Annotated in this window: 25 protein-coding genes; 13 read left to right on the forward strand and 12 right to left on the reverse strand. The window is 66.2% G+C overall.

The genetic code is table 11. The features are described from left to right. The 4 genes from V5A53_RS05695 to V5A53_RS05710 all read left to right on the forward strand — a co-directional run. On the forward strand, positions 1 to 547 hold a 547-nt coding region (locus V5A53_RS05695; protein ID WP_332312611.1), incomplete at its 5' end, for a substrate-binding domain-containing protein. Positions 548 to 549: 2 nt separating this feature from the next. Continuing rightward, positions 550 to 1,266 carry an ABC transporter permease gene (locus V5A53_RS05700; protein ID WP_332312612.1) on the forward strand — a complete coding sequence of 239 codons (717 nt, stop codon included), beginning with the start codon at positions 550 to 552 and terminating at the stop codon, positions 1,264 to 1,266. After that, positions 1,266 to 2,030 (forward strand): ABC transporter ATP-binding protein, encoded by a 765-nt coding sequence (locus tag V5A53_RS05705; RefSeq protein ID WP_332312613.1) that lies wholly within the window; start codon positions 1,266 to 1,268, stop codon positions 2,028 to 2,030. The genes V5A53_RS05700 and V5A53_RS05705 overlap by 1 nt, the downstream gene beginning before the upstream one ends. A gap of 40 nt (positions 2,031 to 2,070) precedes the next feature. Next, complete coding sequence (locus tag V5A53_RS05710) at positions 2,071 to 2,769, forward strand: TOBE domain-containing protein (protein ID WP_332312614.1); 699 nt, start codon at positions 2,071 to 2,073, stop codon at positions 2,767 to 2,769. 21 nt (positions 2,770 to 2,790) lie between these two features. Here V5A53_RS05710 and V5A53_RS05715 read toward each other — a convergent pair whose 3' ends face one another. From V5A53_RS05715 to V5A53_RS05735, 5 genes are all read right to left on the reverse strand, one after another. Then, on the reverse strand, positions 2,791 to 4,092 hold the full coding sequence (locus V5A53_RS05715) for an oxidoreductase (protein WP_332312615.1): 1,302 nt from the start codon (positions 4,090 to 4,092) through the stop codon (positions 2,791 to 2,793). Positions 4,093 to 4,132: 40 nt separating this feature from the next. Then, complete coding sequence (locus V5A53_RS05720) at positions 4,133 to 5,194, reverse strand: S66 family peptidase (protein WP_332312616.1); 1,062 nt, start codon at positions 5,192 to 5,194, stop codon at positions 4,133 to 4,135. Between the two features lie 62 nt (positions 5,195 to 5,256). Continuing rightward, positions 5,257 to 5,448: a DUF7333 family protein gene (locus V5A53_RS05725; protein ID WP_332312617.1), complete on the reverse strand. Its 192-nt coding sequence runs from the start codon at positions 5,446 to 5,448 to the stop codon at positions 5,257 to 5,259. A 61-nt stretch (positions 5,449 to 5,509) separates the two neighbouring features. Further along, a complete protein-coding gene (locus tag V5A53_RS05730; protein WP_332312618.1) occupies positions 5,510 to 6,019 on the reverse strand; it encodes a metal-dependent hydrolase in 510 nt (169 codons plus the stop codon). Between the two features lie 40 nt (positions 6,020 to 6,059). After that, the gene (locus V5A53_RS05735) at positions 6,060 to 6,821 is read right to left on the reverse strand and encodes an SDR family NAD(P)-dependent oxidoreductase (protein WP_332312619.1); all 762 of its coding nucleotides are present in this window, start codon (positions 6,819 to 6,821) and stop codon (positions 6,060 to 6,062) included. A gap of 110 nt (positions 6,822 to 6,931) precedes the next feature. Between V5A53_RS05735 and bcp the strand changes: the two genes are divergently transcribed. Continuing rightward, on the forward strand, positions 6,932 to 7,381 hold the full coding sequence (gene bcp, locus V5A53_RS05740; RefSeq protein ID WP_332312620.1) for a thioredoxin-dependent thiol peroxidase: 450 nt from the start codon (positions 6,932 to 6,934) through the stop codon (positions 7,379 to 7,381). Between the two features lie 494 nt (positions 7,382 to 7,875). On the opposite strand, the gene V5A53_RS05745 is transcribed toward bcp, so the two are convergent. Next, a complete protein-coding gene (locus V5A53_RS05745; protein WP_332312621.1) occupies positions 7,876 to 8,274 on the reverse strand; it encodes a hypothetical protein in 399 nt (132 codons plus the stop codon). 228 nt (positions 8,275 to 8,502) lie between these two features. Between V5A53_RS05745 and V5A53_RS05750 the strand changes: the two genes are divergently transcribed. Further along, on the forward strand, positions 8,503 to 10,404 hold the full coding sequence (locus tag V5A53_RS05750) for a carbon starvation CstA family protein (RefSeq protein WP_332312622.1): 1,902 nt from the start codon (positions 8,503 to 8,505) through the stop codon (positions 10,402 to 10,404). 35 nt (positions 10,405 to 10,439) lie between these two features. Here V5A53_RS05750 and V5A53_RS05755 read toward each other — a convergent pair whose 3' ends face one another. Both V5A53_RS05755 and V5A53_RS05760 read right to left on the reverse strand, forming a co-directional pair. Next, positions 10,440 to 11,036 carry a hypothetical protein gene (locus tag V5A53_RS05755; RefSeq protein ID WP_332312623.1) on the reverse strand — a complete coding sequence of 199 codons (597 nt, stop codon included), beginning with the start codon at positions 11,034 to 11,036 and terminating at the stop codon, positions 10,440 to 10,442. Between the two features lie 16 nt (positions 11,037 to 11,052). After that, positions 11,053 to 11,736 carry a hypothetical protein gene (locus V5A53_RS05760; RefSeq protein ID WP_332312624.1) on the reverse strand — a complete coding sequence of 228 codons (684 nt, stop codon included), beginning with the start codon at positions 11,734 to 11,736 and terminating at the stop codon, positions 11,053 to 11,055. 208 nt (positions 11,737 to 11,944) lie between these two features. On the opposite strand from V5A53_RS05760, the gene V5A53_RS05765 reads away from it, so the two are divergent. Then, positions 11,945 to 12,160 carry a hypothetical protein gene (locus tag V5A53_RS05765; RefSeq protein ID WP_332312625.1) on the forward strand — a complete coding sequence of 72 codons (216 nt, stop codon included), beginning with the start codon at positions 11,945 to 11,947 and terminating at the stop codon, positions 12,158 to 12,160. A 37-nt stretch (positions 12,161 to 12,197) separates the two neighbouring features. Next, positions 12,198 to 12,569 (forward strand): cupin domain-containing protein, encoded by a 372-nt coding sequence (locus tag V5A53_RS05770; RefSeq protein WP_332312626.1) that lies wholly within the window; start codon positions 12,198 to 12,200, stop codon positions 12,567 to 12,569. Between the two features lie 7 nt (positions 12,570 to 12,576). Here the strand turns inward: V5A53_RS05770 and V5A53_RS05775 are convergent, their stop codons facing one another. Next, the gene (locus V5A53_RS05775; RefSeq protein ID WP_332312627.1) at positions 12,577 to 12,789 is read right to left on the reverse strand and encodes a hypothetical protein; all 213 of its coding nucleotides are present in this window, start codon (positions 12,787 to 12,789) and stop codon (positions 12,577 to 12,579) included. 57 nt (positions 12,790 to 12,846) lie between these two features. Here V5A53_RS05775 and V5A53_RS05780 point away from each other — a divergent pair, with 57 nt between their 5' ends. From V5A53_RS05780 to V5A53_RS05790, 3 genes are all read left to right on the forward strand, one after another. Beyond that, a complete protein-coding gene (locus tag V5A53_RS05780) occupies positions 12,847 to 13,191 on the forward strand; it encodes a hypothetical protein (RefSeq protein WP_332312628.1) in 345 nt (114 codons plus the stop codon). A 30-nt stretch (positions 13,192 to 13,221) separates the two neighbouring features. After that, complete coding sequence (locus V5A53_RS05785; protein ID WP_332312629.1) at positions 13,222 to 13,629, forward strand: SRPBCC family protein; 408 nt, start codon at positions 13,222 to 13,224, stop codon at positions 13,627 to 13,629. A 92-nt stretch (positions 13,630 to 13,721) separates the two neighbouring features. Next, on the forward strand, positions 13,722 to 13,928 hold the full coding sequence (locus tag V5A53_RS05790) for a hypothetical protein (RefSeq protein ID WP_332312630.1): 207 nt from the start codon (positions 13,722 to 13,724) through the stop codon (positions 13,926 to 13,928). On the opposite strand, the gene V5A53_RS05795 is transcribed toward V5A53_RS05790, so the two are convergent. Next, entirely contained in the window at positions 13,925 to 15,106 is a 1,182-nt protein-coding gene (locus V5A53_RS05795; RefSeq protein ID WP_332312631.1) for a CobW family GTP-binding protein, read from the reverse strand. The genes V5A53_RS05790 and V5A53_RS05795 overlap by 4 nt on opposite strands. A 216-nt stretch (positions 15,107 to 15,322) precedes the next feature. Between V5A53_RS05795 and V5A53_RS05800 the strand changes: the two genes are divergently transcribed. Together V5A53_RS05800 and V5A53_RS05805 are read left to right on the forward strand one after the other, a co-directional pair. Next, the gene (locus tag V5A53_RS05800) at positions 15,323 to 15,619 is read left to right on the forward strand and encodes a hypothetical protein (RefSeq protein ID WP_332312632.1); all 297 of its coding nucleotides are present in this window, start codon (positions 15,323 to 15,325) and stop codon (positions 15,617 to 15,619) included. Continuing rightward, a complete protein-coding gene (locus tag V5A53_RS05805; RefSeq protein WP_332312633.1) occupies positions 15,619 to 16,593 on the forward strand; it encodes an ArsA family ATPase in 975 nt (324 codons plus the stop codon). The genes V5A53_RS05800 and V5A53_RS05805 overlap by 1 nt, the downstream gene beginning before the upstream one ends. Before the next feature lie 133 nt (positions 16,594 to 16,726). Here V5A53_RS05805 and V5A53_RS05810 read toward each other — a convergent pair whose 3' ends face one another. Next, complete coding sequence (locus V5A53_RS05810) at positions 16,727 to 17,224, reverse strand: hypothetical protein (protein WP_332312634.1); 498 nt, start codon at positions 17,222 to 17,224, stop codon at positions 16,727 to 16,729. 37 nt (positions 17,225 to 17,261) lie between these two features. Then, on the reverse strand, positions 17,262 to 17,680 hold a 419-nt coding region (locus V5A53_RS05815), incomplete at its 5' end, for an acyl-CoA thioesterase (protein WP_332312635.1).

Genomic DNA, 17,680 nt, shown 5'->3' on the forward strand with positions numbered 1-17,680 from the left:
CGACCCGGCGGGCATCCAGGGGATGGGGTCGGCGACCGAGGCGCTCACCGCCATCGCCGACGCCGAGGCGACGTTCGTCTCCCGCGGGGACGACTCCGGGACCCACACCAAGGAACTCAACCTCTGGGAGGCCGCGGGGACCGAACCGGGCGGTGACTGGTATCAGGAGACCGGGACCGGGATGGGCGAGGCGCTGAACGTCGCCAACCAGCAGGACGCCTACACGCTCTCGGACCGCGGGACCTTGATCTCCCAGCGCTCGGAGATCGACCTCGTCATCCTCGTGCAGGGTCCCATCGAAGGTGGCTCGGAGATCCTCGCGAACCCCTACGGCATCATGGCGGTCAACCCCGGCGCCCACGACAACGCCAACTACGACCTCGCGATGGCCTACATCGGGTGGATCACCAGTCCCGGCGTTCAGGATGCCATCTCGAACTACCAGGTCGACGGGGAACAGTTGTTCTTTCCCGAGGCCGTCTCCGAGGACCCCAACTTCCAGCAGTACGTTCCGGAAGGCTGGAGTAACGACTCCTCCGACGAGTAGGCGTGCCACTCGAACTCACCGCACAGTTACCGCCGGCACTCCTCGATTTGCCGTTCCGGGAAGGCTACGTCGCGAGTATCATCTACGTCTCGCTGTACGTAAGCCTCATCGCGGTGACGCTGAGTACGCTGTTCAGCATCCCGGTCGCCATCGTGATGGGCTTTACCGACTTTCCCGGCAAACAGTTCGTGAAGTCGGTCATCAACACGGGGATGGGCTTTCCGAGCGTGGTCGTCGGCCTGCTCGTGCTCTTTACCGTCTCCAACCAGGGGCCGCTCGGCTCGCTGAACCTCATCTTCACCAAGGAGGCGATGATCATGTCGCAGTTCGTGCTCGCGACGCCACCGATCACGGCGATCAGCCTCGCGGCTATCACCAGCGTGAACGAGAACGTCCGGGATGCCGCACACGTCCTCGGCGGCACGCGGCTCGACGTGGCGCTGGTCGTCCTCAAGGAGGCGCGGTATGGCATCGCGACGGCAATCCTGGCCGGGTTCGGTCGTGCCATCAGCGAGGTGGGGTCCGTCCTCATCGTCGGCGGCAACATCACGAGCGCGGACGGAATCTCGAAGACCCGAACGCTGACGACCGCCATCCAACTCGAAGCCCGGCAGGGGCAGTACGAGACGGCGATGGTACTGGGTGCCGTCCTGGTCGTGCTCGTACTGGCTGTCAACGCCATCGTCGTCCGCCTCGGCGACCAGGAGGTACAACGCTGATGCTTCGAGCGACCGACGTCTCACAGTCGTACGAGAACGAACACGTGTTCCGGGACCTCTCTCTCGACGTCGATACCGGTGAGGTCGTCGCCGTCATCGGCCCGTCGGGTGTCGGAAAGTCGACGCTGCTTCGGACGCTCGCGCTGTCGCTCGAACCCGACGACGGGACGGTTACGTTCGACGGCACGGACGCGTGGGTCGTCGACGAAGCCGAGCGCCTCTCGTTGCGGCGACGCATCGGGATGGTCTTCCAGGAGGCCAGCCTCTTCGACGGGTCGGTCGTCCGCAACGTCGAATACGGGCTTCGCATCCGCAGGTCGTGGTCCGAACGACTCCGCAGTGAACTCCACTCGCTCGTCAGTTCGAACGGCACCGCCGACGCCGTTCGTGAATCCCTCGAGATCGTCGGATTGACTGATAAGATGAGCCAACACGCCGATTCGCTCTCGGGTGGGGAGGCCCAGCGCGTCTCCTTTGCCCGCGCGCTCGCCTACGACCCCGACATCCTGCTGCTCGACGAACCGACGTCGAATCTGGACCCGCGGAACACCGCCGTTATCGAGGAGGCGATAGCCGAAGCCCGGAATCGCGGTATCGGCGTCGTCGTGGCGACACACGACATGCATCAGGCCGAACGCGTGGCCGACCGGGTCGCGGTGCTTCTCGACGACAGCATCACGGAGGTCGCTCCGACCGAGGTCATCTTCGAGAATCCGTCCGATACCCGCACCCGGAAGTTTATCTCCGGAGAGTTGGTATACTGAGCCGAAACGCCCCGTCGCTACCGCCGCGAATGATCCATCAATGACGCTCAGCAAGGGGTTCGAGCCCCACCTCGTAATCGACGAGACGACGGTCACCGGCCGCGATATCGAGATGCTTCGGGCCATCGACCGGTTCGGGTCGATGCACGAAGCGGCGAACGAACTGGGTCGGTCGTATCCGCATCTGCAACGCCGTGTCGTCGAACTCGAAGAGGCTATCGGGCAACTCACGAGGCGCGTCCGGGGCGGCAAGGACGGGGGCGGAACACAACTGACACCGGACGCACTCGACCTCATCCGACAGTTCGAGCGATTGCGGGTCGAACTCAGCGGAGTCACGAGCGTTCCCGAATCCATCATCTCGGGGACCGTCGTGGAGCAGTACGGGGAACTGGCGACCGTTCGAACGGCGGCCGGCGAGATAACCGCTCGCGTCCCGACACCGGCCGAGGAGGTCGAAATCGCCGTCCGCGCGGACGCCGTCGTGCTGATGGACCCTCGAACGTCACCGGACGGCCACACCAGTCTCCGAAATCAGTTCCGGGGAACCGTCAGTGAACTCGAAACCGGTGACGCGACGGCCACCGTGACCGTCGAAATCGCGGACGGTGTACCGATAACGTCGGTCGTCACCGAGGAGAGCGTGGACCGACTCGGCCTCGAAGAAGGGGTCGACGTGATCGCCGCGTTCAAAACGACGGCAGCACGGGCCACAGCGGTAGATTCGGATTTCGACTGAATCTACGTTCGCGACGCCCCGCTATTCCTCGTAAGCGCCCTGCCGTTCGAGTTCGCCCCGGCGTTCGAGGACGGCGGGCGTTCGACAGACGCCGTCGGCCCCCGTCACTTGCGGGACCGTGCAGTTGTTACAGCTCTCGCAGATCGCGGTCGCCTTTTCAGTACCGAGCAATCGCGCCGGGAGCCGTGGCTCCGCGTAGAAGGGCCGGGCCATCCCCGCGAGATCGCAGGCGTCACCGAGCAGGCTGTCGATGTGGGCCCGCTCTCGAAGGCCACCCTCCATGAGGACGGGCACGTCGACGGCCCCGCGGACGCGACGACAGAGGTCGGCGTTCCAGCCCGGTTCGGTCGGAAATCGGTGGGCCTGCAGGCGATTCAAAAGCGACACGGCGCGGGCGCGCCGGCGGCTGCCGAACGCGTCGGCGTAGCCGTCCTGAAACCGCTCGTGGGTCCACGCGCGTTCGGGGTACTTGCCGCGGACGATGCTCATGTCCCAGAACGTGGAGGTGCGGACGGGCACGAGGCCATCGAAGCCGATATCGGCGAGCGATCGGGCGATGGCGACGGCATCGTCCACGTCGAGGTGCCGGCGGACCACGCGTGGCGCCGCGGTTTCGGCGGGCACCTTCGTCACGAGCGGGACGTCGCCGGCCCGCGCCCGGATCTCGTCGTGGACGAGTTCCAGAAACCAGACGCGTTTCGAGCGCGACCCGCCGAAGGCGTCCGTCCGGTGATTATAAAAGGGCGAGAGGAACTGCTGGATGATGCCCATGTTCGCGCCCGCGAGGTGGATGCCGTCGTAGCCGGCGTCGACGGCACGGGCGGCCGCGCGGCCGAAATCCGCCGCCAGTTCGCGGACATCGTCGGCCGAGAGCACCCGCGGCGACAGCGACAGAAACCCGAGGCGGTCCAAGCTCCGGAGTTGCCACGGCGGCCGCGAGACGGCGAGTTGCCGGAGATCCGGGTTGGCGTCCCGATAGCCGGCGTGCCACGTCTCCATGCTCCGGAGGCCGCCGTGTTCGAGTTGCAGGAAAATACTGGCGCCGTGGTCGTGAATCCGGTCGGTGAGTCGCGAGAGACGGGAGACGAAGGCGTCGTCGTGAACGCGGGTCATCCCGGGCGCGGCACACCCGCCCTCGCCGCGGACGACGGTGGCGCCCTGGAATAGCAGGCCGGCGCCGGCGGCCGCGGTGGGTTCCAGTTCCGCGACGAGGCGGTCGACGGCATCGGGGCCGTTGCCGGCACACTCCAGAAGCGGCGCTCGATAGAGGCGGTTGGTAACCTCGTGGCCGCCGATGGCGACGGATTCGTCCAGCGTCGGCATCGACTAAAATTCGCCGAGCGATGCCAAGTACCTGTTCCCGCTACTCGAATCGGACCGTCTCCGCCGCCGGGTCGACGCTGACTCGCCGGCCGATGGGCAGGGGTGCGATGGGCGTCGTGTGGCCCCAATCGAGGCCGAGCACGATGGGGGCTTCGGGGTTGTAGCGCCCCACCTCCTCGACGATCGTCTCGTAGAGGCGCTCGCGGTAGGCTTCCCGCTCCTCGCGTGGGGGCTCGTGCCGATAGCTTCGGGTGGGCGGCCGGCCGACGAGGACGCCGTCGAACCGCCCCAGCAGGCCGCGCTCGCCGAGACACATGAGCGTCGCGCCGACCATATCTGGGTCGGGTATCGTCTCGGAGGTCTCAAGACACAGTATCGCGCCATCGAGCGCGTCGGCCTCGGGGAGGTAGTGGTCGGCCGCCAGTTGCCACTCGACGATGGATTGGTTGCCGCCCCACAGGCGCCCTTCGACGGCGCCGTCCCCGCCGGCCCACCGCCACCCGGGATTGGTCTCGTATTCCGGCGGCGACCCCATCTCCTCGGGATTGGTCCACCACGTCGTGGGTTCGTCGGTCCACTCGTCGCTTACTTCGAGTTCACCCATCGAATCCTCGAAGAAGGCCCGCCGACAGTAGCGCTCGGTGTACTCCGGTAGTTCGCCCGGGATGCCGAGTTCGTTCATCAACTGGGCGCCGTTATACGAGACGACGCCTGCAGTCCACGCCAGCAAATCGAGGTTCGTGTTGTCGCTCATCCCGTAGAACCGCTTTGGGTTGTTCCGGAGCACGTCGGGGTCGACGTGCCGGAGGATGCGCAACTGGTCGGCGCCACCGATGGTGGCGATGATGCCGTCGATGTCGGGGTCACGGAGCGCCGCGTGGAGGTCGGCGGCCCGGGCTCGGGGGCTGTCGGCGAGGAACTCGTTGCTCTGTCTGGCGGTCGGATAGACGACCGGTTCGAGGTCGAAGACCTCCCGGAGCCGCTGGAGGCCGAGTTCGAAGACGTGCGGGGCGTCGTGCGCACCGCCGCTGGAGGGGCCGATGACGGCGACGCTGTCGCCGGGTTCGAGCGCGGGCGGCGTGATGAACTCGCGGTCGGGCATGTGCCCCGATTGCGACGGGGGCGAGCAAAAGGATTTCTGCCGTGTGTGGTGGATTCACAGCCTCACGGCGTCGCGCGGAACTCGCCGTGTTTGACGCCGATCCCGAACGCGAGGAGGCCGAAGACGAGCATCGACGGCGCGACCATCATCAGTACCGTCGAGGTCGCCATGACGCCGCTTGCGGCCAGTCCGCCGACGCCGACGGCGACGATTCCCAGCAGTACGGCCAACGCGACGGGTAGGCTGAACTCCATACACCTTCGTAGCGCCGCGAGTGGCATAATTCTCCGCCTGCCGGCACTGTCGTCCGGGGCCTCAGTTTCCGAGGCGGTCCATCGGAACCTCGACGGCCGGATGGTGGTAGCCGGCGTAGATGGCACCGAAAAGCGCCCAGATGGCCGCCGTGGAAAGCGCGGAGTGGCCGCCGGTGGCGACGTTGAACGAGGCTTCGGAGAGCGGGTAGAGCCACATCACGCCGGTCGGCGTGAGGCTATCGACGAGGAGATGCGAACCGTAGACGAGGCCGGCCGCCGCGAGCACGTCCCGATCGGCGTCGAGCGCGTAGCCAGCGAGCAGGCAGGCGGCGGCGAACGCCGGTGTGTGGGTGATGCCCCGATGGACGAACGGGAAGCCCAACTCGGCGGGAAAGAGGAAGTCGGCGTCCGGCGCAAGGGCGACGGCGGCGCCGAGGAGGGGCGGCGCGTCGGTCAGCGTCGCGACGAGAACGTAACCGACGAAGGCGTGGGTGGCGAAGGCCACCAGCAGGTAGACGGCGTAATCGAGCGTTCCGACGTCCGAGAGGGTCGGCAGGGCCAGTCCCGCCATATCCGAAAAAACCGCGTGGTATGCCCAAGAAGCCCCCGGTCTAGCTCGTCGAGAAGCCGCCGTCGACGACGAGGCCGTGGCCCGTGACGAAGGAGGCCTCGTCGGACAGCAGGAAGGAGATGGCGTCGGCGACTTCCTCGGGTTCGCCGAGGCGCTTGAGGGGGTACTGCTGGGCGGCGCGTTCCTTGGCTTCCTCGGGGTCCTCCTGGGAGTCGAAGTACTGGTTGCCCAGCGGCGTCTCGATGAAGCCGGGACAGACCGCGTTGGCGCGGACGCCCTTCGGCCCCGCTTCGGCCGCGACGGCACGCGTCAGGTTCAGGACCGCGCCCTTCGTCAGCGAGTAGACCGCCTGTTTCGGCAGGCCGAGGAACGAGGCGAGCGAGCCGACGTTGACGATGGCGCCGTCGCCCTGCTCCTTGAAGTGCGGCAGGGCGGCCTGACAGCCGTTCCAGACGCCGCGCAGGTTCACGTCCAGCACGTAGTCGAACATCGTGTCGGTGACGTCCTCGGTATAGGCCGGCGGGTGGCCGACGCCGGCGTTGTTGACGAGGGCGTCGAGGCCGTACTCGTCGACGGCCGTCTCGACGACGGCCTCGAACTCGTCGGCGTCGGTAACGTCGAGTTCGTGGAAGACGGCCTCGCCGCCCGCTTCCTCGACGGCGTCGACGGTCTCCTGACCGCCGTCTTCGTTGATGTCCGTCGCGACGACGAACCCGCCCTCTTCGGCGACCGATACCGCGGTCGCACGACCGATTCCCGAACCCGCACCGGTAATGAACACCGTATCGTTCTCGAAGCGCATAGCCGTACATTGGTAGCACTATTGATAAAGTCTTGCTAACGTTCCACCCGATGGGCCTACCGGCCGCGGTCATCCACAATCGGTTTGGCCCCTCCCGTCCCAGCGTCGGTATGCTCGAACCCGGCGACGACGCTCCCGACTTCGAACTCGAAAATCAGGACGGCGAGACGGTACGACTGTCGCAACTCGACGGCCGCGTCGTCGTCTACTTCTACCCCCGTGCGGACACCCCCGGTTGTACGACCGAAGCCTGCAACTTCCGCGACAACTGGGACGACTACGAGGAGCGAGACATCGCCGTCCTCGGCATCAGCGACGACCCCGTCTCGGACCTCGAGGACTTCGCCGAGAAGTACGACCTACCCATCGACCTGCTCTCCGACGAGGACGGCGCAGTCGCCACGAAATACGACTCCTACGGCGAGAAGAACACCTTCGGCAACACCTACGACGGCGTCTTCCGGAACACCTTCGTCGTCAACGACGGCACGGTCGAGGCCGTCTACGAGGGCGTCGACCCCGAAGGCCACGCCGAGGAGATCCTCGCGGAGATCGAGTAGGGCCTGTTCGTCAGTCTATCGTAGCAAGCTGTTCATCCGGTCGTCGGATGGAGCAACTGCGTGGAGGTAACTGCATATCGGCTGATACCGGCCTTCGTATCCGGTTGAAAAAACCGTCGAACCATCACCTATCCAACAAAACCGTGTACGATGAACTAACGGATTCGTATATTGTAATAAAAGCCCAAAATTACCCGCCCGAACGATAATGGGCCAGTGAACTCGTCACTCGATGAGAAATGCGATGAGAATTGATTTCGAATGTCCGTGTGGGGAGACCACCAGTTGGAAGCCGACCCAACATACGGGGACTGATACCCATTTCACGTGTGATAACTGCCGATCTCGATACGCCATCACGTTCACTCGACTCGTGGACGGAGCTACGTGAGGTCCCCGCTCCGAGTTCCGTCCCGTAGCGATAGATCACGTCGAAACCTTCCGATATCGAACGTATACGGAGCTCCCCGTCCCACAACGACGATTGAAACGACTCACGAGCGACGCCGCTCGACGGACAGCGCCTCCGGCAGGTCCGGGCCGCGACGATAGGGGCCCCGTTCGAAGGCCTGGAGCGTGACGACGACTCGGCCATCGGGCATCGGGCCGCGCAGGATGACACCCTCGGCGGTGACGGCGACGTAAGGCACGTCGGCAACCGGCTGGGCGGCCAACCGCTCGCCGGTGGACTCCATCGACTCGACGAGCGCGTCGAGGAGCACCTCCAGCAGTCCGGCCTTGCGGAGCACCGTTTTGTACGGCCCGACGACGGCCTCGCGCTCGTCGGTCGTGTCGCCGTCCCAGCCGGCGGTGACGGCGTCGGCACACGACAGCGCCCGCTGGAGAGTGGGTCGGTGTTCGTCGAGCAGTCGTTCGCGAACGGCGTCGGCCACGGTCGGTATCGGTGGGCCGGCCGGATAAAACGAACTCCGACAGCCACGAGTGCGGGATGCCACCGGCCGTCCGAATCCGTCGGCGACCAGATAATACGTAGTTACCTCTCGTAGGGGTTAGTATGGTCAAAAAACTCACAGGCATTTTTATTTCACTTAAATATATACGATAATAAGACCAATTATTAATACAGATGACCGCAGTGAGTAGTTTTGTAGGATTCAATCATGACTCAGGTTATCTGGATCGTACTGGCGGTGCTGGTAACGTTCTCGGCCGGCTATCTGGGATACTCGAAGTATCTCTCCCGGTTCGTCGAGCTCGACGACGCCAACGAGACGCCGGCACACAAGTACGAAGACGGCCAGGAGTACGTCCCTTCGAAGAAACCGGTCCTGCTCGGGCACCACTACTCGAGCATCGCGGGCGGTGCGCCGATCGTTGGACCCATCACTGCCGGTGCGGTGTGGGGGTGGGTCCCCGCGCTGCTGTGGATCGCTATCGGTAACCCACTGATGGGGAGCGTCCACGACTTCGTCTCGCTGACGGGGTCGCTTCGACACGAAGGCAAGTCCATCGGCTACATCATCGGCGAGTACATCGGCGAGGGCGGCAAGAACATGCTGTTGTGGTTCGCCTTCCTCACGATCATTCTGGTGGTGGCGGTGTTCGCGCTGGTGGTCGCCATCGTCTTCGACGCGTTCCCACAGGTGACGACCGCGAGCTTCATCTACATCGCCCTGGCGCTCCTGTTCGGCGTCTACCTCTACCAGCTGAACGGGCCGTTCATCCCGGGGACGGTGCTGTTCGTCGCCGGCGTCTTCGCCGGGGTGTACGCCGGCATCCAGTTCCCGTTCGCGCTGTTCCCGTACCCGGCCGGGGCGGAGGCGGCCCACCCCGACGGGACGCTGATTCTCGCAGAAGTACTGGGGCTCGGTAGCGGGCAGTGGCTCCCCGGCTCGTCGGCTGTCGCGATGAATCCCAACCGCGCGGCGTGGGTTCCCATCGTGATGATCTATGCGGGCATCGCGAGTGCGCTTCCGGTGTGGGTCCTGCTTCAGCCGCGTGACTACCTGTCGTCGTTCCTGCTGTACTCCGGCGTCGGCGGCACGGTGCTTGCCGTCATCGTGGGGACGCTACTCGGCACGGCCGCGACCGACACCGGCACGCTCCCGATCGCCGACTCGTTGGGCGCGTTCAACGGCTTCTGGGGCGTCGAAGGGGCGGGTCTCGCCCCGCTTTTCCCACTGCTTTTCATCACTATCGCATGCGGGACCATCAGTGGGTTCCACTCGCTGGTCTCCTCGGGGACGACCGCGAAACAGTTGAACAAGGAGACCGACGCCCGCCTCATCGGTTACGGCGGAATGCTCGGCGAAGGGCTGTTAGCGGCCGTCGCCCTGGCGACGCTCGCCGTGGCCGGCTTCGCGGACCCCGCCGGCGGTATCGGCGCTGCGCTACCGAACTTCGCGACGGGCGGCGGCATCATCCTCACCAGCATAGGACTGCCTCAGGCGTTCGGTGCGCCGTTCATGGCGCTGGTGCTCGTGAGCTTCCTTCTGACCTCGACGGACACGGCCGTCCGTCTGGGCCGGTACATGATGGAAGAGATCGTCGGACTCCAGGCCGGCCAGACCGCATCCGGCTTCAACGTCGGCGGTGGGCTCCGCTCGACGCTCGGCGAGATCGGCCGTGGCCGCTATACGAACCCCCTGGTTCAGGCCGTCCCGGCGTATCTGATGGTCATCTCCGGCGAGTGGCTCACGCTGTGGGCGCTGTTCGGCGGCGCAAACCAGCTGCTCGCGGCGCTGGCGCTACTGACCGCGACCGTCTGGCTCGCCAACTGGGACGACAACAAACAGCTCTACTCGACGGGCGTCCCAATGGCTATCATGGTGACTATCACCGTCCTGGGGCTCGCCTGGCTGGCGTTCTACAGCAACCTCTATCAGAACATCATCCAGGGCGGCGCCGAGGGCGGTGCGGCGCTCGCCTCGTCGGTCGTCCAGATGGTGCTGGCGGTGGTCCTCATCGTCCTCGCACTGTCGCTGGTCAAGAAGGGCTACGACAACATCTCCACGGTCCGTGAGCGCCCTGGCGAGGTCGCGACCGAGCCAAGCGACGACTGAGCGGCCCGCTTTTCTCTTTTCGCCCGCGTCGACGGCTACGCGTCCCGCGTGACGTCGCCGAAGGGTGGCGTCGAATCCTCCGGGTCCGTCGCTATCGCCGTCACCGAGTCGTCTCCGGCCCGAACCCGAGCGAGCCTGTGGTCGCCGCCGTCGACGGTCGCCGTCGCCCGCCTCCGGACGCTTTCGGTCCCGAGCATCGTCGCGGACCCGGCCTCCTCGAACTCGCCGACGTCCGTGACGGAGCGGTCCGTCGCGAGCTCGGCGACGCGGGCGTCTTCGAGTGCAGCCACCGGGTCGCGGACGACCTCCGGCTCCTCGACGACACGAACGGCGGGGGCGGTCAACAGCCCGAACCGGCGGCTGTCGGGGGCTTCGTACACCCGCTGGAAGAGCGTCGCTATCACGTCACGACGTGCGGTCAACTCGACATCGCCGGAGAAATCGACGGTCACCGTCGTCTCGACCGTGGGCTCGGCCGATGTGACGACCGAGTAACCGCTCGATTCGGACAGCACAGCCGGGACGCTCGCGCTGGCCTCGATGGGATCGCTTTCCTCCGGTAGGACGCTACAGCCAGCCAGCGCAGCGGTGCAGGCGGTCAGAAACGTCCTCCGAGTCGGCACGGCTCTCATACCCCTCGTCAATCGCTCACTGCCAAAAGCGTTTGGCGAGCCGCGAGAGAAAGCCCTCCTCGGGCGTCTCGACGTCCTCCCAGAGGACGAACGCCTCGGCAACGTCGGCGGCCTCACCGGCGACACACTCCCGGCTGTCGGGGACGACGACGACGAGGTTCACCTCGTAGTGGCCGTAGTAGCCGTACTTCAGTAGCGTCCGCTCGCGCTGGCCGTCGACGAACGCCCGGACGTCCTCGGGCAGTTCGTCGGCGACGAGGACGAACGTGAAGTCCGTCCGGTAGTGTTCCTCGTTGCCGTTCACCCGCTCGTCGGCCAGTTCGTGGCCGAGTTCGATCAGCCGACGCAGTTCGGCGACCGTCGGGCGACCGATTCGACGGGCGTAGAGGTACTCCTCGGACTCGTGGTCGGCGTACGATAGCGCTGGATGGAAGAACTGCTTCTGTGTCAGCACGCGCATCTCGCCGTAGAGGTCCCAGCGCTCCCCTCGGAGCCGGTGGTCCCGCTCTAAGCTGTAGTTGTACATCAGCCGGTCGCTCACCCGGTCGAGATACGGGTCGTCCTCCCAGTACGGCACCTCCTCGACGATCTCTTCCGGAAGCTCGGACTTCGGGACCGCACCCGTAACCGGGTCCTCCCAGTCGTCGGCGCCGTAATCCGGTTCCGGCGATTCGTCGACGGGGTCGGTTTTGTCGCTCATCGCGCTGTGTGGGCGGCGGGTTCGCTCACGACCCACGCGGGCGTCGGGTCCGTGCCTCGGCGTCTCATGTCGGTGAGATACCGTCTGTCCCGGATAAACGCGTCGGTCACCGCGTCCCACGGGCGGTTCGGACGGGACCGCTCCGCCGTTCGGGTGTGACGGCCCGGCAGATTTTTGCCGTGAGGGTCCGAATACGCCGGTAACTGCCATGGCAAAAGATACCGAAGCGTGCGGCCGCTGCTCGATGACCGTCGTCGTCGACGCGGTGGACGGAGCAGAGGGCGAGGGTGCCAGCGACCCTTTCGGCGAGGACCGCATCGAGGTCGACCAGCGGGAAATAGAGCGCGTCTCACCCGAAGCGTGGATGGGTCGCGTCTCGTCCCGCGTGAACGACGCCGTGAGCCGGTTCGTCTGGGGCCGGTAACGGACCTTTTACTTCTACCGCTACCGAGACGGCCGGTATGGGTTATCACCACATCGCCGTCGACGACATCGAACCGACGCCGGACCGGCCGAGCCTCCAGCGCTCTATCAGCGACACGGCCGGGCTGGAGAACGTCGCCGTGAACTACTACGAGGCCGACCCCGGCGAGGACCTCCCGCTGGCGTACCACTACCACGACGACCAGGAGGAGGTGTTCTACGTTCTCTCCGGGACGCTGTTCGTCGAGACGCCCGACGGAACCGTCGAGGTCGGCGCCGACGAGGTGTTCGTCGTCGAGCCCGATAGCCCCCAGCGGGCGCACAACCCCGCCTCGGCGAGCGAGCCGGTGACGACGCTCGTCGTCGGTGCGCCCGCAGTCGACGACGTCCACCCCTACGAGGGCGGGTAGCCCGTCGTCACTGTTTCGAGACGAGGTAGGTCAGCGCGAACAGGAGTATCGCGCCCGTCGCGACGTTGAGCAGCGAGAACTCGGCCGCGCCGATGATGCTCAGCCCCCAGACGACGAGCGTCGCGAAGGCAGTCGAGAGGACGACGTTCATAACGATGAGCACTCGCGGGTCGCCAGGCGACCCGCTCGCCCCCGCCTCGAAGCCGTCGGCGTCGTCCATGGAGGCGAACGTACGGCCCGCCGCTTAACTCTTTGCCAGCCGGACCGAACGGGGGGTATGGAGGTACGGAACCGCGACGGCGAGCCGGTCGATCCGGTTCCGTTCGTCGTCTGCGCCGGGTTGGCCGCCATGCTGTGTTTCTCCTGTGGCCCGCTCTACGGGCTCGCCTACGGGGTTTCGGTACGAGCGTCGCTGGCCGTCTCGGCGGTGGCCACTATCGCCGTTACCGCCGTCGCCTACCACCGTCTGGTGTGGGCGGCGACCCCTCGATGGGTCGACGTCCCGCCACAGTTCCGCTTCGAGCGACTGATCTACGTCGCGCTCGCGCTCGGGGTCGTCCTGCTGGCGCTGTCGGTGCCGCTGCTCGTGGACGGCGGCTTTCCCGGCGCCATCGCCGCCTGATTTAGGACCCCCGGGTTCGTGGAGTGTGGTATGCGCGAGGTAACCGTCTCCCGGTTCGTCTCGGCGCGGCCGGCGGCGGTCCACCGGATACTCTCCCCGGAAGCCGTCGTCGCCGCCGAGGGGACGTTCACCGTCGCGGGAGTCGAGGAGACCGACGACGGGACCGTCGTCACCGCGACGGGTCCCGGAATGGCGATCCCGTTCCGGTTCGAACCCCGAGAGGACGGGCTCTGGTATACGGCCGAGGGAGACGTCGGCCCGTTCGACCGGATGGAGACGCGCGTGACGGTCGCCCCCGAGGACGAGGGCTCCCGGATAACGATACGATCGACCGTCTCGTTGAACCTCCCGCTGCCGTTCGCCAACCGCATCGCCGCCTGGAAGCGCCGCGGCGAGCTGCAGCGAGCGATCGAGACCCTGGCCGCGGCGTTCGACTGACAGCCCGACACGCCGTCGACCTCGCTGTCCGGGTGTGTGTGCCTTGGACACAGCCACCACACAGTTAGTAGTTGTATCGGCCATGTTCGTTTATGAGCATTATCGATACGGTCAAAGAAGCGCTCGGCAGCGGTCCGTCCGCCAAGTCCCGCCCCGACGACGGATCGAAGGGGGCCTACTGGTGTGACGACTGCGACGTCCGCATCAGGGACGTCGATCTGGAGGGCGAGGCGAACTGTCCGGAGTGTGGCCAGGAGATGCGGTTCGAGGCGGCGACGGGCCGCTCCTGTGCCTGCTAGGGCTCCCGGAGGGTTATCTCGGCACCCTGTTCCGCCGGAAACGGCCCCGAGAGCGCCTCCTCTGCGTCCCATTCCTCGTCGGTCACTAGGGCGTCGTCCAGCGCCGCCCGGAGCGCCGTCTCGTCGTAGTCGGTGCCGATAAATACCAGCTCGGTCCGGCGGTCGCCCCACTCGTCGTGCCACTCGAGGTCGGGCCGGTTCGACCGGTAGAGGTCTCGTTCGACCTCGGGGAGGCTCGCTATCCAGGGGGCCTGTGCCTCGATGCGGACCGAGGGACCGGCCTGTCCGAGAACGACGCGGTAGTCGTTGTCCCGGATCCAGGCGGTGCCCTTCGACCGGACGACGCTCGGGGGGAGCGACTCGAGGAAATCGGCGAACCGACCGGGGTGGAACGGCCGGCGCTTGCGGTAGGTAAACGAGGTGACGCCGTAGACCTCGTCGGGGTGGTGGTGGCCGTCGTGACCGTGGCCGTCGTCAGCCAGGGCGCGCTTCCAGCCCGGCAGGTCGTTCATCCGGCTGTGGTCGAAGAGCCCGCGGTCGAAGAGCCGCTCGGGATCGACCTCCGAGAACGTCGTCCGGACCGTCTCGGCGTCGGGCTGGAGGGCGCCGACGAGCTCTTCGGCCTCGTCGAGTTCGGCGTCGGTACAGAGGTCGGCCTTGTTCAGGAGGACGATATTCGAAAGCTCGACCTGTTCGACCAGCAGATCCGAGAGCGGGCGGTCACCCTCCTCCCCGCGGCGTTCGGGATCGCCGCCGCCGAAGGCGTCCAGGAACTGCCGGGTATCGAGGACGGTGACCAACGCATCGACGCGGTAGAGCGCCGCCACGCGTGATTCGGTGGTGAACAGCCGGGCGACCGGCGCCGGCTCGGAGATACCCGACGACTCGACGATCAGGGCGTCGAACTCGCGATTCCGCGCGAGGCGGACTACCGCCGTCTCGAGGTCGTCCTGGAGCTCACAGCAGATACAGCCGTTCGACAGCTCCGTCACGCCGCCGTCGACGTCGAGGTCGGACCCCTCGGCTATCAGCTCCGCGTCGACGTTCACCTCGCCCATGTCGTTGACCAGGACGGCGACGTCGCGGTCGCCGGCCCCCGTCAACAGGTTGTTCAGAAGCGTCGTCTTCCCGGCGCCGAGGCTCCCCGAAAGTATCGTGACGGGGATGATGTCGCTCATGGTCGTCGTTCGCCGCCAGCGGACTTGAAACCGGCCCCGGTATCCGGGCTTCGAACACGACCGCTCCCGAATCGAAGACCGTCCGCTCCGAGCAGCCGAACTCACGAACACCACGATGGGGTCCGAACGGCCGAATCGGAGCTTTTGGCCGTCTGACGCGATCGGCGGACGCCCCCGACAGCTTTTAGCCTGTACATCTCGGAAAGTCGACCCACGATGGAACTGGGCGATCGAATCGAGCGGTTCCGACAGGAGCTCCTGGAGTGGGCTCGCGGGTTCTACCACGGCATGATAACGCATCCGGCCTACGAGAAGATCGAGAAGGAGGCCGAGGACATCGAGGACTCGTTCATGCTGGCCTGTTTCCCGGACGCCTTCGGCATCCCCTCGCCGGTGTCGTACTACACGGCCGAGCTGTTGCCGTATCTGGAGGATAGCTTCGAGGCGTGGGAGCGCCGGCTGTGGGACCGGGAGTCCTACATCGAACGCAAGGGCCAGCAGTACCACTTCTGATGGAGCCGTTCGTCTTCTTCGGCGGGAAAGGCGGTGTCGGCAAGACGACCGTCTCCTGTGCCTACGGCGTCAAGTGTGCGCGGTCGGGCCTGGAGACGCTGGTCGTCTCGACGGACCCCGCCCACTCCGTTACTGACGTCTTCGACCAGCCGTTCGGTGACGACCCCGAGTCGGTCGACGGCGTCGACAACCTCGACGCCATGGAGATAGACCCCGACACCGAGGTCAATCGCCACCTCGAGGAGATCCGAAACGACCTCTCCGAGCAGGTGTCGGCGGCGATGGTCAACGAGATCAACCAGCAACTGGAGATGGCCCACCGGACGCCGGGTGCCTACGAGTCGGCGCTGTTCGACCGCTTCGTCGAGGTGATGCGGGAGGCCGACCCCTACGACCGGGTCGTCTTCGACACCTCGCCGACCGGCAGCACGCTCCGGCTGCTCGGCCTCCCGGAGTTCCTCGAGGGGTGGATCGACCGGCTGATGCACAAACGCCGCAAGAGTATCGACCTCTTCGAGAAGGCCGCCATCGGGAACAAGGAGCCGCGCCGCGTGATGGACGGCGACCCGGTGTTGGCACGACTCCAGGGGCGCAAGGAGTTCTTCGAGTTCGCCGGCGGCGCCCTACGGGAGGACGCCGCCTTCTTTTTCGTCCTCAACCCCGACCAGCTGTCGGTCAACGAGACCCGCCGCGCCATCGCGGAGATGCGAGAACAGGATCTCTCCGTCCGGGGGCTCGTCGCCAACCGGCTCACGCCGGAGCCCGATCCCGACGAAAACGGCAGAGGCGCCCGGTATCTCAGAGCGCGGGTCGCGACGGAGGCCGAACGCCTCCAGCAGGTCCGCGAGACGTTCGACCCGCCGCTGGTCGCCGAGATAACGACCCGGACGGCGGAGGTACGGGGCGACCTGCTCGACGAGGTCGCGGAGGAACTCGACATCGAAACCGACGCCCGGGAGCCGACATTCGTCTGATACGGGTCGTTGTAACGAATTACCGACGACCGCCGAGCAGTACGGACATTCGCCGGGAAACGACTGAATCAAGGGGAGAGTCCAGCCCCTTCGGGCGGGCGTGAATCCGACACCCTACGACACAGCCCACGCTCTACCGGGTGGACGACCCCGGTTCCGGGTCGGCCTTCGGATCCGACGGCGTCTCCGATTCGAGACCCGCCGCCGAGGCCGATCCCGTCGCCGGTGCCGGCGCCGGCGGCTCCTCGGCGGGTCGACGCGTCGACAACACGAGCGTCGAGAAATCGGTCTGGGAGATGTCGCCCCGTTCGAGCGCGCGGAACCAGCCGGCGCGGGCCTCCCACTCGCCGTGGAAGCCGCCGTCGGTGTTGAACACCCAGCAGTGGACCGTCTGCGGCTCCCAGCCCGCCTCGTGAGCGTCGACGAGTTCCGTACAGACGTTGCCGATATCGCCCTGCGTGAGGCCGCCAGCGGCGGTTTCGTATTCGAGATGGATGACTGGCTCGTCGTCGTCGGCGGCGTCGGTGCCGGCCTCCGAGTCCCCGTCCGCGGGCGCTTCGACGGCGTGGTCCTCGACGTAGACGCCGAGGCTCATCAGGTTGCGTTCGAGTCGGTCGACGACCTCGGCCATACGCCTTCGTTCGCGTCGAGCGAAAAGAACCTGCCGCCTACACGGGGTCGGGCGCCACGTCCTGGAAGTCGAGGACGGCCTCCCGGAACTCGTCGGGGACGCGGGTCGGGTCGCCCGACTCGTCGACGGCGACGTGGACGACGCCGCCCTCGACCAGCACCTCGCCGTCCTCGTTGCGACACTCGTATTCGAACTCGATGCTAGATTCGCGGATTGCCGAGACGCGGATCGCGTTCTGGAGCGTGTCGCGGAACTCCGCCGGCTTGCGGTAATCGAGGTCGATGTGGACGACGTGGACGTCCCAGTCGGCCGCCGTCAGGTCCTCGTAGGGATAGCCGATGGCCTCCAGATACGCCGTAAATGCCTCGTCCTGAAACGTGACGTAGTTGCCGTAGAAGACGATGCCCTGTGCGTCCGTCTCCTCGAAGCGGACGACGTTCTCGTAGACCTCGTGCA

The organism is Natronomonas sp. (genome assembly GCF_036625485.1).
Classification (GTDB): Archaea; Halobacteriota; Halobacteria; order Halobacteriales; family Haloarculaceae; genus Natronomonas.

Coding starts and splice junctions, on each gene's coding strand:
- V5A53_RS05755 (WP_332312623.1), bottom strand. CDS start 11,036: ATGAGAGCCGTGCCGACTCGGAGGACGTTTCTGACCGCCTGCACCGCT.
- V5A53_RS05800 (WP_332312632.1), top strand. CDS start 15,323: ATGGAACTGGGCGATCGAATCGAGCGGTTCCGACAGGAGCTCCTGGAG.
- V5A53_RS05810 (WP_332312634.1), bottom strand. CDS start 17,224: ATGGCCGAGGTCGTCGACCGACTCGAACGCAACCTGATGAGCCTCGGC.
- V5A53_RS05705 (WP_332312613.1), top strand. CDS start 1,266: ATGCTTCGAGCGACCGACGTCTCACAGTCGTACGAGAACGAACACGTG.
- V5A53_RS05765 (WP_332312625.1), top strand. CDS start 11,945: ATGGCAAAAGATACCGAAGCGTGCGGCCGCTGCTCGATGACCGTCGTC.
- V5A53_RS05795 (WP_332312631.1), bottom strand. CDS start 15,106: ATGAGCGACATCATCCCCGTCACGATACTTTCGGGGAGCCTCGGCGCC.
- V5A53_RS05780 (WP_332312628.1), top strand. CDS start 12,847: ATGGAGGTACGGAACCGCGACGGCGAGCCGGTCGATCCGGTTCCGTTC.
- V5A53_RS05770 (WP_332312626.1), top strand. CDS start 12,198: ATGGGTTATCACCACATCGCCGTCGACGACATCGAACCGACGCCGGAC.
- V5A53_RS05715 (WP_332312615.1), bottom strand. CDS start 4,092: ATGCCGACGCTGGACGAATCCGTCGCCATCGGCGGCCACGAGGTTACC.
- V5A53_RS05760 (WP_332312624.1), bottom strand. CDS start 11,736: ATGAGCGACAAAACCGACCCCGTCGACGAATCGCCGGAACCGGATTAC.
- V5A53_RS05790 (WP_332312630.1), top strand. CDS start 13,722: ATGAGCATTATCGATACGGTCAAAGAAGCGCTCGGCAGCGGTCCGTCC.
- V5A53_RS05725 (WP_332312617.1), bottom strand. CDS start 5,448: ATGGAGTTCAGCCTACCCGTCGCGTTGGCCGTACTGCTGGGAATCGTC.
- V5A53_RS05785 (WP_332312629.1), top strand. CDS start 13,222: ATGCGCGAGGTAACCGTCTCCCGGTTCGTCTCGGCGCGGCCGGCGGCG.
- V5A53_RS05710 (WP_332312614.1), top strand. CDS start 2,071: ATGACGCTCAGCAAGGGGTTCGAGCCCCACCTCGTAATCGACGAGACG.
- V5A53_RS05720 (WP_332312616.1), bottom strand. CDS start 5,194: ATGCCCGACCGCGAGTTCATCACGCCGCCCGCGCTCGAACCCGGCGAC.
- V5A53_RS05805 (WP_332312633.1), top strand. CDS start 15,619: ATGGAGCCGTTCGTCTTCTTCGGCGGGAAAGGCGGTGTCGGCAAGACG.
- bcp (WP_332312620.1), top strand. CDS start 6,932: ATGCTCGAACCCGGCGACGACGCTCCCGACTTCGAACTCGAAAATCAG.
- V5A53_RS05730 (WP_332312618.1), bottom strand. CDS start 6,019: ATGGCGGGACTGGCCCTGCCGACCCTCTCGGACGTCGGAACGCTCGAT.
- V5A53_RS05775 (WP_332312627.1), bottom strand. CDS start 12,789: ATGGACGACGCCGACGGCTTCGAGGCGGGGGCGAGCGGGTCGCCTGGC.
- V5A53_RS05750 (WP_332312622.1), top strand. CDS start 8,503: ATGACTCAGGTTATCTGGATCGTACTGGCGGTGCTGGTAACGTTCTCG.
- V5A53_RS05735 (WP_332312619.1), bottom strand. CDS start 6,821: ATGCGCTTCGAGAACGATACGGTGTTCATTACCGGTGCGGGTTCGGGA.